Annotated in this window: 12 protein-coding genes and 2 tRNA genes; 4 read left to right on the top strand and 10 right to left on the bottom strand. The window is 39.5% G+C overall.

Annotated elements, in window-relative coordinates:
- Positions 1-246: 246 nt before the first annotated feature.
- The 7 genes from CHB66_RS14510 to CHB66_RS14540 all read right to left on the bottom strand — a co-directional run bounded on the left by CHB66_RS14510 (position 247) and on the right by CHB66_RS14540 (position 7,115).
- A tRNA-Val gene (locus tag CHB66_RS14510) sits at positions 247-321 on the bottom strand.
- Between the two features lie 25 nt (positions 322-346).
- Positions 347-421 (bottom strand) — tRNA-Val (locus CHB66_RS14515).
- Between the two features lie 276 nt (positions 422-697).
- Positions 698-2,242 (bottom strand): L-piperidine-6-carboxylate dehydrogenase, encoded by a 1,545-nt coding sequence (amaB, locus tag CHB66_RS14520; protein WP_089242144.1) that lies wholly within the window; start codon positions 2,240-2,242, stop codon positions 698-700.
- Positions 2,243-2,377: 135 nt separating this feature from the next.
- Positions 2,378-3,403, bottom strand: coding sequence for a DUF4421 domain-containing protein (locus CHB66_RS14525; RefSeq protein WP_089242145.1), 1,026 nt, complete (start codon positions 3,401-3,403; stop codon positions 2,378-2,380).
- Between the two features lie 585 nt (positions 3,404-3,988).
- The gene (locus CHB66_RS14530) at positions 3,989-4,795 is read right to left on the bottom strand and encodes a polysaccharide pyruvyl transferase family protein (protein WP_089242146.1); all 807 of its coding nucleotides are present in this window, start codon (positions 4,793-4,795) and stop codon (positions 3,989-3,991) included.
- An 11-nt stretch (positions 4,796-4,806) separates the two neighbouring features.
- Positions 4,807-5,799 carry a glycosyltransferase family 4 protein gene (locus CHB66_RS14535; protein WP_089242147.1) on the bottom strand — a complete coding sequence of 331 codons (993 nt, stop codon included), beginning with the start codon at positions 5,797-5,799 and terminating at the stop codon, positions 4,807-4,809.
- 113 nt (positions 5,800-5,912) lie between these two features.
- Positions 5,913-7,115 carry a pyridoxal phosphate-dependent aminotransferase gene (locus CHB66_RS14540; protein WP_089242148.1) on the bottom strand — a complete coding sequence of 401 codons (1,203 nt, stop codon included), beginning with the start codon at positions 7,113-7,115 and terminating at the stop codon, positions 5,913-5,915.
- A gap of 133 nt (positions 7,116-7,248) precedes the next feature.
- On the opposite strand from CHB66_RS14540, the gene CHB66_RS14545 reads away from it, so the two are divergent.
- The 4 genes from CHB66_RS14545 (at position 7,249) to CHB66_RS14560 (ending at position 10,073) form a co-directional block, all read left to right on the top strand.
- Entirely contained in the window at positions 7,249-8,121 is an 873-nt protein-coding gene (locus CHB66_RS14545; protein ID WP_089242149.1) for a toxin-antitoxin system YwqK family antitoxin, read from the top strand.
- An 83-nt stretch (positions 8,122-8,204) separates the two neighbouring features.
- Entirely contained in the window at positions 8,205-8,639 is a 435-nt protein-coding gene (locus CHB66_RS14550) for a MarR family winged helix-turn-helix transcriptional regulator (protein WP_089242150.1), read from the top strand.
- Between the two features lie 93 nt (positions 8,640-8,732).
- Positions 8,733-9,737 (top strand): NAD(P)/FAD-dependent oxidoreductase, encoded by a 1,005-nt coding sequence (locus CHB66_RS14555; protein WP_089242151.1) that lies wholly within the window; start codon positions 8,733-8,735, stop codon positions 9,735-9,737.
- Positions 9,738-9,752: 15 nt separating this feature from the next.
- On the top strand, positions 9,753-10,073 hold the full coding sequence (locus CHB66_RS14560; RefSeq protein WP_089242152.1) for a 2Fe-2S iron-sulfur cluster-binding protein: 321 nt from the start codon (positions 9,753-9,755) through the stop codon (positions 10,071-10,073).
- A 59-nt stretch (positions 10,074-10,132) separates the two neighbouring features.
- On the opposite strand, the gene CHB66_RS14565 is transcribed toward CHB66_RS14560, so the two are convergent.
- Genes CHB66_RS14565 through CHB66_RS14575 form a run of 3 tightly spaced genes read right to left on the bottom strand, consistent with a single transcriptional unit; the run spans position 10,133 to position 15,605 of the window.
- Positions 10,133-12,025 (bottom strand): DUF389 domain-containing protein, encoded by a 1,893-nt coding sequence (locus CHB66_RS14565; protein WP_089242153.1) that lies wholly within the window; start codon positions 12,023-12,025, stop codon positions 10,133-10,135.
- 32 nt (positions 12,026-12,057) lie between these two features.
- On the bottom strand, positions 12,058-14,184 hold the full coding sequence (gene scpA, locus CHB66_RS14570) for a methylmalonyl-CoA mutase (RefSeq protein WP_089242154.1): 2,127 nt from the start codon (positions 14,182-14,184) through the stop codon (positions 12,058-12,060).
- Positions 14,181-15,605 carry a methylmalonyl-CoA mutase family protein gene (locus CHB66_RS14575; RefSeq protein ID WP_089242155.1) on the bottom strand — a complete coding sequence of 475 codons (1,425 nt, stop codon included), beginning with the start codon at positions 15,603-15,605 and terminating at the stop codon, positions 14,181-14,183. The genes scpA and CHB66_RS14575 overlap by 4 nt, the downstream gene beginning before the upstream one ends.
- Between the last annotated feature and the right edge of the window lie 80 nt (positions 15,606-15,685).

Raw genomic sequence — 15,685 nt, forward strand, 5'->3', positions numbered from 1 at the left:
CAAAAGCAAACTGAGGTAATCCTTTTCTTCCAATTCTTTTTTTTAACAAAGAAAATCGATTGAACCCAATTCCCCAACTTTTAGGACTGATCCGTGAAACCTTTATGTTTAGAATTGTGACGGCGTACTCTCTCTATTAAACTATCACAACTGTGCCCTAGATAATACCGATCCCTTGATCTTGAATACAATATGTAAAAGTAGCATGACATAAATGAAAAAAAGCCTCTTCTTTGAGGCTTTCTGTGGGAGTTGAGGGATTCGAACCCCCGACCCTCTGCTTGTAAGGCAGATGCTCTGAACCAACTGAGCTAAACTCCCGAGGGAAAATAATTTTAATCTTATGTGGGAGTTGAGGGATTCGAACCCCCGACCCTCTGCTTGTAAGGCAGATGCTCTGAACCAACTGAGCTAAACTCCCATTATCTTTGTCTACTCTTATTGATTCGAACTCCCGACTCTTCCGATCGTAATCGGAATGCTCTGAACCAACTGAGCTAAACTCCCATTTTCTTCACAGCCTTTGCTGTCTTAATGGATTGCAAAGGTAGATTTTAATTCTTTTCGCACAAACAAAAACTAAAAAAAAACAAGCTTACTCAAATTAATTGATTGATAATGAACAATAAATTATTTAAACAAACAATTGACTCAGGTCTTCTCTAAAGAAACCAAGAAAAGACCTGAGTCAAAATTCTTAAATATCAAACTTAATCCCTTGTGCCAGTGGCAATGCAGTACTGTAATTAATCGTATTGGTCTGTCGACGCATGTAAGCCTTCCAAGCATCAGAGCCTGACTCTCTACCTCCACCAGTCTCTTTCTCCCCACCAAAAGCTCCTCCTATCTCAGCTCCTGAGGTACCTATATTCACATTTGCGATTCCGCAGTCTGAGCCTGCCGCCGACAGAAAAATCTCAGCCTCTCGCATATTGAGAGTCATGATTGCAGAAGACAATCCCTGAGGAACTGCATTTTGCATTTCAATAGCCTGATCTAAGGTTTTATACTTTAACAAATACAATATAGGAGCGAAAGTCTCATGCTGCACCATTTCAAAATGATTCTCTGCTTCGATGATACAAGGCTTCACATAGCAACCCGATTCATATCCTTCGCCCTGCAAAACTCCTCCTTGCACCAATTCCTTCCCTCCTTCTGCTTTGACTTTTTTAATTGCATTCAAATACATCTTGACCGCTTCCTGATCTATCAGAGGACCCACATGGTTTTTTTCATCAAGAGGGTTTCCAATAACCAACTTGCCATAGGCTGCAACAAGTCTGTTTTTTACTTCATCATATACACCCTCTTGCACTATCAATCTTCTGGTAGTCGTACAACGCTGCCCTGCTGTACCCACCGCACCAAATAAGGCTCCACGGATAGCAATATCCATATCGGCATTTTCAGTCACAATGATGGAATTATTACCACCCAATTCCAGAAGCGACCTTCCAAGTCTTTGACCTACTGCTTGCGCTACCAGCTTACCCATTCTCGTTGAACCCGTAGCAGAAACCAAAGGCACTCTCCGGTCTCTTGATAGATACTCTCCAACTTTATAATCACCTACAATAAGTGCAGAAATACCTTCTGGAAGATTGTTAGCTGACAAAACCTTGGCAATAATATGCTGACAAGCAAGTCCTGATAAAGGAGCTTTCTCCGAAGGCTTCCATACACAGACATCACCACATACCATGGCGATCATACTATTCCACGACCATACTGCCACTGGGAAATTGAAAGCTGAAATAATCCCTACAATCCCAAGTGGATGCCATTGTTCATACATCCTATGGGATGGGCGCTCTGAATGCATTGTAAGACCATAGAGCTGCCTAGAAAGACCCACAGCAAAATCACATATATCAATCATTTCCTGCACTTCCCCGAGACCCTCTTGGTAGGATTTGCCCATTTCATAGGACACCAACTTCCCCAACTCTGCCTTTACTTCCCTAAGTGCATTTCCTATTTGACGGACAATCTCTCCTCGCTGAGGTGCAGGTATTACTTTCCATTTCTTGAATGCTTCTTGTGCCTGGACAACCACTTTTTCATAAGCCTCTTGATCCGTCTGCTGCACTTTAGCGATCAATGCGCCATCTGCAGGAGAATAAGAGCTTATGTATTCTTGACCAGTATCGATCCATTGTGCTCCTGTGCTTGTACCTAAATTTTCCGATTTGATTCCCAGCTTCTCTAAAGCTGCTTTGATTCCATATTGATCTGCCATAAGATTGGGTTTTCTATTCTTTGTATTGAAGTAAAACTAGCAAAAATCTCAAAGGATTCAGTAATCTGTTAAGTAGAAAAAAGATCAATTATGATGATCTTGAACAATTAAACCCCAAATCATTCTTTAGAGAATTTAAAGCAGTCTTTTTAAATCGACAGCATCCAAATACCTTTTAAGTCTTAGTCCGGGGCTGAGCCTAAATATAAAATTGATCCTATAATTTCCCGTCATTAAAGTATTGTCAAAATCTGAATTCCGAATCATATTGACCTTATTGTGCACATAATTAAAATTTACAGACCATTTTTCAGAATTGTAACCTACAAACCCTCTTAAGAATAAATTTGAACTGAATCCCCAGCGGTTGTTTGCTCCTTCATTAAAAACTAGCCTTTGCTGACCTAAACTAAGATTGGTAGACGCATAACCCGTGATAAAAAAATGCTTTAGAATCACAAACGTATGCACATATCCTGCATTGGGGCCAAACTGAAAGAAATTAGTTTGGTTGAAATCCCTATCAGGATTATCCAAAAACCCAATTGGAAATATTGGACGATTGTCTTTGGCTGTTCCTCCATAAATCTCAAAACCAAGTAAAGGACTACCTCCGGATTTCACTTGCCACTCATTTTGCAAAAAAGCAGCTCTCAGAGATATTTTATCTCCACTAAACAAATATTGAACATTAGCCCCATATTTTCTGACTCGCATCGTAGGACTTACATAAAAAGGCTCTCCAAAAGAAATATTCTCCCTCATGTCCACATAATACCCTCTGTAAAACTGTCCAAACAAATCAATCACAAAATTATTGGGGTAAGCATGTGCTTGTAAATCTAGGTACTTTGACTCTCCAGTACCTTTATCAGGATTTAAAAACCCCCAACCATATGCCAAATTAAGTGTTAGCCCATTGTAGGTCGCACCAACTCCCATATTGAAAGTTGAGTTAGGCTCAAATCGAATACTCTTATCAGACAATCTATCCTTTACTTCAAAAGCAGTATACTTCCTCGAGGTATAAAGTCTAGTTGTCAACTTATCTGGAAATTTTATGTAGTACGCTGAATCTAATGATTCATTTTGCATGGCAAATGCACCAGTGCCCATGATGACTAGAAAAAAAATAAGCAATCTCGTTTTCACCTTTTCCATTTTTAGAGCGCAACCATTAAACAATGAAATTTATCAATCTCAATTACCTAACACGAATTAAAACAAAAAATCCTGCTAAAGCAGGATTAATTTGAAATGAAGGCCAGAAAAAACAATTGTCAATATAGCCTTCACTTCTTAACTTCTATCAAAAGTCTTTAGCAAAAAAAGTTGCTTAATCACCCGATACAAATATAGAAAAGAAAATCCCATAAATGCAAAATTAATTTCATGGAATTTTTTGATTTAATATTAAAATAATATCAATGACTAAATTTTGAAAAAGTCGAACAGAAAACTACACCAGAACAATTTACTAAAAACCAACTATCAGATACTTCAAGTAAAATTAAGTAGGGTTTCCTAAAATCAATCACTCTTTCTAATTTAAAGCCGAAAATCATAAAATAAACCCAGCAATCAGAAAGAAGCAGTCATGGGGTTTCCAATACACTAAAATGCTAAAGGGGATAAAAGGATAAGTTTATAAAGAGAAGCAAGATTTAAACAAATAATTAAATATTAAAAAATTAATATTTTTATTTGAATAAAACAAGATATCAGAGGTATCTAAAACCAATAAAATCATAAAGGGCAACTTGATTTCAACTGCTCTAAATCAATATCGATCTTATAATCGTAAAAATTACGCTCTATTTCGTGGATTTCTGTGTGCTTCTTAATGCAAATAGGTCTTCTATCCTTTCTTTTGACAGACATGAAATAATCCAAAAATTTGAAACCTTCTCCGACAACCTGATCCGAAAATTCTATCCAAAGCGAAGGAATATTGTAGGCATCTGCCACAATGACCCCATGAAGTGAACTAGAAATAATCCGATCGCAAGCAAGCATTTCATCTATCACGTTGAGTGGATTAGCTTGTTGTACATCAATCACTGTGACCTCATGAGATTCTTTAAAATTTGACAACCAAGGGTTTCCTTTGTCAACATAATGTGGAATTATTCCAATTCTATATTTCTTTTTTACTTTTGGCTTATAGATTTCAGGCATTAGAAGTGCAGGATCGCCAAATACATTTGGACATTCAATTCCAGCGGCTTCCAATTTGCTTTTGGTCAAAGGCCCCCGTACTGCACATATTTCCAAAGGCTCTTCTTTACATTTCACTTTAGCAGAAATAAAACCGCTTCCCCAGATGATGGTTTTAGATGTACTCTTTTGTAGAATTGACCCAATCATGAAAAAATGATTGGTAAAACGATAAAATAAAGATGGAATTCTTTTTACTTTTTTGTCAGATAAATGAGCAATAATATGAGGAGTGAGTATGTCTCCAAAATTATTTTTGTGCTTATCATAAGAGACCCAGTGATACTTATTTAAAAAAGATCTGAAAGAATATTTAACACTTTTATTAACTAACATTAAATTTTGTTTTAATGCAAATATAGCATTTTCAATTGATTAGCTTCTCTTTGCGCACTCCATTCATTTACTATCCTATCTCTTGCTGCTTCAGAGGTGTATTTTAATTCCCGTGAAACTAACCCAAACAAAACTTTTCGCAGCTCTTCGGAGTCACCTGGTGAAAATAAATAGCCTGTTTTTTGATTTTCAATTACATCACCATGAACACCCACTCCACTCGTAGCAACTACAGTGCATCCACAAGACATGGCCTCTAAACAAACAAGTGAAAACCCCTCTGAATATGACGGAACGACTACAATCTTTGAAGCTTGATAGTATTTTTTGATATTTTTAGTTTCAGGATGAAAGTAAACTTGGCTAGTCAGCTTATTACTGGAAATATCCCCCTTTAAATTCTCTACAAACTGTTGATCATCTATTTTTCCTACAATTACCAAAGCCCAATTGGGGTATTTCGCGAGGATGGGTTGCACTGCGTCCAAAACTACTTGGTGTCCTTTGCGCTCCCTAACCCTACCAGCAATACAAATAATATTTTCTTGAATAACATTTGAGATTTTGACTGATGAGTCAGGTCGAAAAAACTCTGTCTGTACTCCATGCCCTACCACTGTTGAGGAAAATGGAAGCGATAGTTGCATTTTCGGAGTTAGGGAAATGACTGCATCAGCTTTTTTCAGCAAACTTAATGTTAACCTTGAGGGTGTACTTTCAGCATGTCTTGTGGCAATTAATTTAAAATCACTTCCAATCACCCTTAAAAACAAAGCCCTTAAAATTTCATTGTTTCGATGTACATGAACTATTACCTTTCTCCTGGTTTGAAGCAATTTTAGAACTTCTAACCAACCTATTATCTTTCCAGAAAGCAAACTCCCAAAAATATAGATTTCAAAATTCCGCTCAAGGTATGGTAGGACATTTTCAATACTTGAGGTCAACCCTGTTTTCCTTTTGTGGAAATGAAAATGAATCAGAATTGGTTTCTCGGATTTCATATGCTTGAGTATTGTTACAAATAAAAAATTATAGAGTCCATTTTACAAAGCTGAATATTAAAATAATGGGAGGTACTACCACAAAGCGGTAGTACTTCCCCTTCATAAATGACTTAGGATAATTTTCCCAATGCCTCTTTGATACGCTTCAAAGCCTCCTTTAGTTCTTCCTCAGAGGCAGCATAAGACAACCTCACACAATCAGGAGCTCCAAAAGCTGCTCCTGTCACCACAGACACGTTTGCTTCTTCCAAGAGATAGATACAAAGATCATCAGCATTACTAATTTGATGATTTCCTAACTGCTTACCAAAGAAAGCTGTCACATCAGGGAAAAAGTAAAATGCCCCTTCAGGCACATGCGTTTTTATACCCGGAATATCTTTCAAAAGACCTAAAACCAATTCTCTTCTTTGTAGATATGCTTTTTCCATTTCCTTTGACGGAGTCTGATCTCCAGCAATCGCTGCCAACGCAGCACGCTGAGCTATACCAGTGCCTCCAGAAGTAAACTGGCCCTGCATCTTCTCACATGCTTTGGCTATAAAAAGTGGTGCACAGATGTATCCTACTCTCCAGCCAGTCATTGCATACCCTTTGGAAAATCCATTCACAGTAATTGTTCTCTCAAACATACCTGGAATAGAAGCTATACTAAAATGCTGCCCAGTGAAATTAATCAATTCATATATCTCGTCAGCAATGACATACACATCTTCTTTACTTTTCACTACCGCTGCAACATCTTCCAATTCTTCCTTGCTGAATACTGAACCAGTAGGATTACAAGGAGAAGAATAGATCACCGCCTTTGTTTTATCAGTCATGGCTTCTTTTAACTGAGTAGCAGTTGCTTTGAAATTATTCTCCAAAGTCCCCTCTATCAGAACTGGCACACCTCCTGCCAACTTTATGATCTCAGCATAAGATACCCAGTAAGGTGAAAAAATCACCACCTCATCCCCTTCATTCAGCATGCACATGAAAACATTAGCAATGGAATGCTTAGCCCCTGTTGAGACAACGATATTTTCAGCTTTTGCTTCAGCGATTTGATTTTCTTCTCTGAGCTTTTTAGCAATAGCTTCTCTCAAATCCTGATAACCCGCCACAGGAGGGTATGCAAAATATTTACCTTCATCAATTGCTGATTTGGCTGCCTCTTGGATATGCTTAGGCGTTTTGAAATCTGGTTCACCCAAACTCAAACTGATAATATCTACACCTTGGCCTTTAAGTTCTCTTGCTTTTTTTGCCATTGCCAGCGTAGCTGACTCTTCCATTTGGTTGATTCGGTCGGATAAGATTGAATTCATTTTATGCGGTTGTTTTTTTAAATTTGACCAAAATTAAAGATTCCAATTATTAAATCTAAACTTAACTGAGAATTGATTCTGAATTAGTACTTTTAAGATTCAATATTTGGTTTTTATACTCGTTATTGCATATATGAAATCATTTTGGCTCTGTTTATTGATGTTTCTCGCACTTCCTACCATGCTGATGGCACAGAGGAAAAATAAAAAGGAAATAGAGAAAGTAACCGTTGATCCAGATTCTTCTGGTATTGTGAGCAATAAACTTTTGCCTACTACTTCACCCCTTTTACTTTTTGACGAACAGAGCAAAAAAGAAAAAAAGAAAAAAGAAAAAAAGAAGGAGAAGAAAAATATATACTTTGGTGAGCGCACCAAAAAAGGACGTATCAGACAGAATCTTCGAGAACAAGTTCAATTTACTTTTTTCAACTATACTACACAGAAGCGGACTATTGACCCTTATGTAAGGGATATCTATTGGTATGATCAGCGAGATAAAATGATTCGTTCCAAGGATTTTGACCCCTCCAGAGGTGTCTTACTTCACGGGCCTTTTGAAAGAATCATCGGAGAAATCACAGTGGAAAAAGGCATGTACTATTTCGGAACCAAGCATGGAACTTGGATGACATTTGACAATAGAAGTGTATTGGTCGATAAAGGCCATTATCAAGCTGGCTGGAGAAAAGACTCTCGAACCACCTACTATGATGGCAACAATAAAGTCATAGAAAAACTCACGCCAATTGAATACGATTTGAAAGAAGGCAATTTCTATCACTTCTATGAAAATGGCCAAGTCGCTGTTATTGGAGAATATCAGTATGGAGAAAAAGTGGGCTTATGGACAGAGTACTGGGACACTAAAAACGCGCAAGCAATCCGAAAAAGAGAAATTCAATACCAAGAAAAACCCTTCACCAAAAACTTTAGACCTTACATCAGGGCCGAATGGGATAAAGAAGGTAATCTAATCTACAGAACTAATATCGCATCAAATTAAACAAATCTTATTCCCTACCTTTTTTATAGGGAATTATTGTTCCCTTTATTTTTCTTCATATATTTGTCACACTAATTATTTGTATGACACAAGAACAATTCAGCAAGTACTCATTTCTCCTTGATCGGACAGCCCGGAAGGTCAAACAATACGCCCAACAAAAATTCAACTTGGGTGACTTTGACATCACTGTAGATCAATGGCTAGTTTTGAAAAATCTATCCGAAAACGAACTATTGAGTCAAACTGAATTGGCACAGCTGGTGTTTAAAGACCATCCTACATTGACGAGAATCATAGATATACTCTGCAAAAAAGGTTATGTAGAAAGAGTACCTCATCCTCAAGACAGGAGAAGCTTCCAACTTCATTTGACAACAATAGGGGTCTCTAAAGTAAAAGAGCTGAAGCCTCAGATTGCACAAATCAGGGAAAAAGCTTGGGAAAACCTTAACGAGCAGGATTTTGAAGAATTCAAACGGATCTTGAATACCATCTACACTAATCTTGAGGAATGAAAATCTACTCAGCTTAAAAATAGTTGTTACACTAATTATATTTATACGAACAATCTGAATCATCATTGGTTTTACCAATAAATCTTACACATCATGATTAATACTGACATTTGCATCATCGGGGCTGGACCAGTCGGATTATTTGCAGTTTTTGAAGCAGGCTTATTGAAAATGCGTTGCCACTTGATAGATGCATTACCTCAAGTAGGGGGGCAATTATCCGAAATCTACCCACAAAAGCCCATTTATGACATACCAGGTTATCCTGAAGTCAAAGCACAGGAGCTTGTAGACAACTTGATGGAGCAAATCAAACCTTTCAATCCTACCTTTACTTTGGGTGAAAGAGTAGACCATTTGGCGAAGCAGGATGATGGTTCTTTTGTAATCACTACAAGTGACAAAACACAAGTCCATGCACAAGTAATTGTAATTGCTGGTGGACTAGGCTGCTTTGAACCAAGGAAACCTGTGTTGGAAAATCTTGAGACCTACGAAGGCAAAGGTGTAGTCTATATGGTCAAAAATCCAGAAACCTTCAGAGATAAGAAAGTAGTCATAGCTGGTGGTGGAGATTCTGCCTTAGATTGGACGATTTATTTGGCTGATGTCGCAGAAAGAGTGACTTTGGTTCATAGAAACGAAACTTTTAGAGGTGCTCCAGATTCTGCTTCCAAAGTATTTGATCTGGCTAATAACGGAAAGATTGATCTCATTCTTTCTGCCAACTTGAAAGGCATCCATGGAGAAGACAAGTTAGAATCGGTAAAATTGGAAAATAAGGCCAAAGAGGAAATTATAATAGATGCAGATTATTTGATTCCATTGTTTGGTTTGAGTCCTAAGTTAGGTCCAATAGCAGACTGGGGATTGAGCATTGACAAAAATGCCATTGAAGTAGATACGACTGATTACTCTACAGGAGTAGACAGAATATATGCGATTGGAGATATAAATACCTACGAAGGCAAATTGAAACTGATCCTTTGTGGATTTCATGAAGCCGCTATTATGATGCACTCTGCATTCAAATATGTATATCCTGACCAAAAATTGAGCTTCAAATACACCACGGTCAATGGTGTAAATGCATTTTAATTTTACCTTTGCAGCATGGTAACATTCACAGTAGAAGATCACGACGGAAATCGTCAAGAAATAGAAGCTCCTGATGACATGGGGCTTAGTCTCATGGAGGTATTAAAAGCATCAGAATATCCAGTATTGGCTACATGTGGCGGCATGGCTCTATGCGCTACTTGTCATGTAGAGGTGCTTGAAGGTGAAGATCAACTTGGAGATGCATCTGATGTAGAGCTTGACCAATTGGAAAACCTGCCAGAGTATTACCCTACAAGCCGATTGGCCTGTCAGGTTAGGATCAGTCCTTTACTTGAAGGAGCGGTAATCAAACTCAGAGGAGAAGATAATTAAATAAAAAAGGAGGTCTTGGCCTCCTTTTTTAACTCTTGCGCCATTGAGAATTAGCTGCTCTATAATTTAACTGCCACAGAGAGTTCCAATTCTATTTTTTGCCCCAGCTCTTCTTCTATATCCTCTTTTACTTCATTGAGTTGATTGATGTCAAGTGGACTTTCAGAAACTATAGTAATGGAAATTTTCAAAGGTGATACCCTAATCACTTTTACGTCCCTCAGTATCCCAACAGAAATCTCTTTCCCGCTGAGGTTTTGTATGATTTTGTTCTCTTTGACCATTTTAGAAAATCCAAATGCCAAAGGGGTACTAATCAAAACAACGAAAAACAAAGAAATCGTTATGCCTTTTTTAGCTAATCTGAATGGGCTAAATCCAAGAAATAAGAAGGTCAAAGCAGCTGCCAAGACCATCCCTGCCAAGTTGGTACCCAAAAGTAACAAAGCACCCCAGAAAACAGACCAGTCTCCCCATCCGAAACCTACTCCAGAAACTGCCAATGGCGGCACTAGGGCTACTGCGATCGCCACACCAGCCAAGGTCTTAGCCACTTCTTTTTTGGAATGAGCGTAAGCGCCTGCTATACCAGAAGCGGCGGCTACTCCTAAATCAAGTAAATTGGGTCGAATTCTAGCAGATATCTCTCCATTCATTATATTGAGTGGGGTAAACCAAGTAATCAAAATAGCAAATAAGTATCCCACCGCCATTCCATATCCAATAGTTCTAAAACTCCTACTGATCAATTGATCATCTTGTCTCAATACGCCCATAGCCAAAGAAATAATGGGCGACATCAAAGGGGCCAAAATCATCGCGCCAATTATAACTGGAGAAGAATCGCCAAATAGACCAAAAGTAGCAATGATAGTGGACAATGCCATTAAAACTAGGTAGCTGGATGTTGCCTTAGAATTTTCTCTCAGTGTGGTAAAAAGCCACTTAAATTCCTCTGTTGTCGCGTGATTTGTAAAGGGTAGATATCGCTCTAGCAATTCATTCTTCAACTCTCCTTGTGGTAAATTCTGTACTTTGAAAACTTTTGTCTTCTTCACTTGTGCATTAGTCGATAAGGCTGTCCCAGGTACAATGCCTATTGCTTTGGGCTGAACCTCAAGTTCTATAGACTTTGCGCTCACTAGTACTTCGTCAATAGCATAACTAATAGGCTGATTGCTACTAATCGATACCTTATCAGTCTTGAGATGGGCTACATAATCTGGTAATTTGGATCGCTTGGAAGATTTAAAAATACTGTAAAATCCAAATTTGATAATCTCCCAAATGCTTTTCGGTGCCAAAATCAAACAGTGAAGCATCCCATCGTTGGCATAGGAATCCTCTATTATTCTCCTAGATAATATCGAACTCTGCCCATGCTGTACTACTACCATCCCAAGGGCAGCAGTGTCTACTGGTTTGGATTGCATTTCTCCACTATCCTTACTCCAATTGATAGTATAAGGATGAAGCTTCACCCTCTTGAATGAATTCAAAAAACGCTTGAAGCGATTCAGGTACTTTTTGAAGAAAAACTCATCATTGTCCAAAGCGTAAAGCAAACTAAATGAACTCCCTATAATCAACTTATTCAAAACGGGTTGCCCATTGGCAAAAAGCACATCAACTTCTACTACCTCTTCTGTATTGAGGATATTTTCTACGGCTATATCTAGCTTGGAAGAAACACCAAAACCTTGTCTTGCTTCGGTCATCTTAGGATGGGGAAGAAAACCAATCTTCCAATGATTCTCAATAATCACATCAAACAGCTCACGAACCTGCTCATCAGACAGGTAGCATACTATGAAATCCTCTTCTGAAAATTCATATTTCTTATGATTCTTGTAAGGGATTTTGATTTTAACATTATTCTCCAAAAGCGGGAGCACTTTGGACTCTACCTCCTCCTCCAATCGCTCGTCATATATCAATGTAATTGATTTCATATCTCAATTTAAAAAAAGAAAGGTTGATCAAATCAACCTTCCATTAATTTAGTTAAAATTTCTTTTGCTGCTTTGGGCAAGATCGTTCCAGGACCAAAGACTGCTGCAACACCTGCATGGTAAAGAAAATCATAATCCTTTGGAGGTATTACCCCACCTGCAATGACCATGATATCTCTTCTTCCTAATTTTTTTAGCTCTTCAATCAATGCTGGCACAAGTGTCTTATGGCCTGCCGCCAAAGAAGATGCTCCTACGATATGTACATCATTTTCTACAGCTTGCTGTGCTACCTCCTCTGGTGTCTGGAATAATGGCCCGATATCTACATCAAATCCAAGGTCTGCAAAACCTGTCGCAATCACTTTAGCTCCTCTATCATGCCCATCTTGTCCCATCTTAGCCACCATGATTCTAGGTCTTCTACCTTCCAAAGCCGCAAACTCATCCGCTAGCTTTTTAGCCTCTTGAAAACTTCGATCATCCTTGGCCTCACCTGAGTATATTCCAGAAATAGACTTCACTGTGGCCTTGTGTCTTCCAAATGCTTCTTCCATGGCATCAGATATTTCTCCTAAAGTAGCTCTTTTTCGAGCAGCATCCACAGCTAGTTCCAACAAATTCCCTTTTCCACTTTTTGCGGATTCTGTGAGGCTTGATAGTGCCTCTATGACAGCTGCTCCATCTCTTTCAGCTTTCAATTGATTCAATCTTTCTATCTGAGAAAGTCTCACGGAGTTATTATCCACCTCCAAAATTTCAAAATCATCCTTCTCTTCTGTCTGAAACCTATTGACACCTACAATCACGTCCTTTCCGCTATCAATTCTTGCCTGCTTTCTAGCGGCCGCTTCCTCTATGCGCATCTTTGGAATCCCTGCTTCTATGGCTTTGGCCATGCCTCCCAGTTCCTCCACTTCTTCTATCAGCGTCCATGCTTTTTGTACCAATTGGTCTGTCAGGTATTCTACATAGTAAGAACCTCCCCAAGGATCTACCACTTTAGTGATACCAGTTTCGTCTTGAAGGTAAAGCTGTGTATTTCTCGCGATTCTAGCCGAATAATCGGTAGGTAATGCAATCGCCTCGTCAAAAGAATTGGTATGCAAGGACTGGGTATGCCCCAAAACTGCCGCCATGGCTTCCACAGCCGTACGCGTGACATTATTGAAAGCGTCCTGCTCTGTGAGTGACCAGCCACTTGTCTGACAATGCGTACGCAACGCCAGTGATTTTGAATTCTTAGGATTAAACTGCTTGACGATTTTTGCCCAAAGCAATCTCCCCGCTCTCATCTTGGCTATTTCCATGAAATGATTCATTCCAATAGCCCAGAAGAATGAAAGCCTAGGAGCAAAATCATCAATATCCAAACCAGCTGCCACACCTGTTCTCAAGTATTCCAAGCCGTCTGCCAGCGTGTAAGCCAATTCCAAGTCTGCCGTAGCTCCTGCTTCCTGCATGTGGTAACCAGATATAGAGATGGAATTGAATTTGGGCATATTCTTGGAGGTGTATTCAAAAATATCCGCTATGATCCGCATCGAAGGCAAAGGAGGATAGATATAGGTATTTCTGACCATAAACTCCTTCAAGATATCATTTTGGATAGTACCGCTAAGCTGCTCTGCTTGTACACCTTGTTCCTCAGCGGCTACAATGTAAAATGCCATAATCGGAATCACAGCACCATTCATTGTCATGGATACGGACATTTGATCCAAAGGAATCTGATCAAAAAGCACCTTCATGTCTAGCACTGAATCTATAGCTACACCTGCTTTTCCCACATCCCCAACCACCCTCGGGTGATCTGAATCATAGCCCCTATGAGTAGCCAAGTCAAAGGCTACAGACAGCCCCTTTTGACCAGCTGCCAAATTCCTTCTATAAAATGCATTGGACTCTTCCGCGGTAGAAAATCCAGCATACTGCCTAATTGTCCATGGACGCATGACATACATGCTGCTGTATGGCCCTCTTAGATAGGGAGCAATCCCAGCCGAAAAATTCAAGTGGCTGGCTCCTTCAAGTGCTTCTTTTGTCACTGCTGAGGGAACTTGAATCTTCTCAGCGGTTTCCCATACTTGTGCTTCCGCTTCCTGCTGTGCGTTTGCTTCTGGGCGAGATAAGCTTAGCTTACTGATATCTACTCTCATGACTTTTTAGAATTTTGGGTTTCCCATAACAGGCTGTCTCTGCTCCAAAGTAGCTGCTGCGCAGCGGTCTCTGTCTGCTCTTGAAGCAATTTGACAGACGACTCTTTTGGGTTCGGGTACTTATTCAAACCTACTTTCACCTGCATACCATCACGTACCAAAGCTTGCTTCACCTGTCTCTCTTTCTTGACCTCCTGTTGCAAGCGTCCTTGCTCAGCGGCAATCCACCATCCTCCATCAGCCTCTAGCTTTTCGAGTTTGGACTTAACTTGTTCAAATAATTCTCCCGAAAGCTTCTCTAGAAAATAAGTCCCTGATACTGGGTCAATGACCTTATCCAAGTAGCTTTCCTCTTTGAGGATATTAGAGATATTCCTGGCCATTCTTGCCGAGAAGTCATTGTCTAATCCATCCGAAAAATCATGTGGCAGGATCTCCAGCGCATTGCAACCACCTAAGATGGCAGCCATAGCTTCTGTGGTGTTTCTCAGCAAATTGGTATCGAGGTCCTTCCCCGCTTTTGTCCAATAGCTCGTCTGCGCATAGATCGTGATATGCGCTGCTGAGACATCTATACCATACAATTCGCATAGCTGATGGATCATCAATCTCAACACCTTCACTTTGCTGATTTCTAAGAAAAAGTCAGAACCTGATCCTGTGGTAAATAGCAGCTTGTCAAAAATCGCTGAGGAAGTGTATCCATTCTCAGTCAATTCATCAATCAAATCAATCAAAGCCCCAATTCCAAATGCCAATTCTTGAACTGCATTGGCGCCAGCATGATGGTAATGCGCGGCATCTATCGCTAAAACCTTGAACTCTGGCAATTCCTGGCCAGCCTTCATCAGCACTTTGGCAGTCTCCATCAGCTTTGATCTCTCCTGAACTGTTTTCAAAAAAGCAATACCAGGATCCCACAACAACCCACCATATACTTGATTGAGGTCTAGCTCAGCAACTTTTAACCATGTCAGAAACTTGGTGAAAAGCTCCAAGGGGTCACCTTGCGGATCCAAAAAGAGCTGAATATAAGCTGGCTGAACTTCATGAAGTAAAACTTCTAGGTCCTCCTCCCCAGTCAAAGCTAAGACCAGCCCATCAGCACCCATTTGAAGTGCATGGAGAATTCTTTTGTTCGCTTCTTTTTCATTTAATGGACGAATCCTGACAGTATTGGCCCATATTCTAGGAGACAGGCCAGGTATTGCTGATATCGGATTGACACGGTGATGGATAGGTTCCAGCGGCAAAGCTTGCGCTATGTCCTCTTGGGTATAAAAAGGTTGTATTTGAATATTTCCAGCTGCCTGACTGATCAAAGTCTCCTCAAAAGACTTGCCTTTCAAGTCTTTGGTCACCTGCGCGATCCAGTCTGCTTTACTTGAAGGAGCAAAGTCCTCAAATAAGTTGTATTTCATAAAGCGTTAATATTTGGGCTTGAAAAAAGTGAGTAATTTACCAAATTACGAAAATCACTCACTTTAGATAACCTTTCAAA

The sequence above is a fragment of the Belliella buryatensis genome, assembly GCF_900188245.1.
Lineage (GTDB): Bacteria > Bacteroidota > Bacteroidia > Cytophagales > Cyclobacteriaceae > Belliella > Belliella buryatensis.

Excerpts from the sequence above, each read along its gene's own strand:
- CHB66_RS14540 (WP_089242148.1), bottom strand. The coding sequence starts at position 7,115 with ATGAATTCAATCTTATCCGACCGAATCAACCAAATGGAAGAGTCAGCT.
- CHB66_RS14565 (WP_089242153.1), bottom strand. The coding sequence starts at position 12,025 with ATGAAATCAATTACATTGATATATGACGAGCGATTGGAGGAGGAGGTA.
- CHB66_RS14545 (WP_089242149.1), top strand. The coding sequence starts at position 7,249 with ATGAAATCATTTTGGCTCTGTTTATTGATGTTTCTCGCACTTCCTACC.
- CHB66_RS14575 (WP_089242155.1), bottom strand. The coding sequence starts at position 15,605 with ATGAAATACAACTTATTTGAGGACTTTGCTCCTTCAAGTAAAGCAGAC.
- CHB66_RS14550 (WP_089242150.1), top strand. The coding sequence starts at position 8,205 with ATGACACAAGAACAATTCAGCAAGTACTCATTTCTCCTTGATCGGACA.
- amaB (WP_089242144.1), bottom strand. The coding sequence starts at position 2,242 with ATGGCAGATCAATATGGAATCAAAGCAGCTTTAGAGAAGCTGGGAATC.
- CHB66_RS14555 (WP_089242151.1), top strand. The coding sequence starts at position 8,733 with ATGATTAATACTGACATTTGCATCATCGGGGCTGGACCAGTCGGATTA.
- CHB66_RS14525 (WP_089242145.1), bottom strand. The coding sequence starts at position 3,403 with ATGGAAAAGGTGAAAACGAGATTGCTTATTTTTTTTCTAGTCATCATG.
- CHB66_RS14560 (WP_089242152.1), top strand. The coding sequence starts at position 9,753 with ATGGTAACATTCACAGTAGAAGATCACGACGGAAATCGTCAAGAAATA.
- CHB66_RS14535 (WP_089242147.1), bottom strand. The coding sequence starts at position 5,799 with ATGAAATCCGAGAAACCAATTCTGATTCATTTTCATTTCCACAAAAGG.
- scpA (WP_089242154.1), bottom strand. The coding sequence starts at position 14,184 with ATGAGAGTAGATATCAGTAAGCTAAGCTTATCTCGCCCAGAAGCAAAC.
- CHB66_RS14530 (WP_089242146.1), bottom strand. The coding sequence starts at position 4,795 with ATGTTAGTTAATAAAAGTGTTAAATATTCTTTCAGATCTTTTTTAAAT.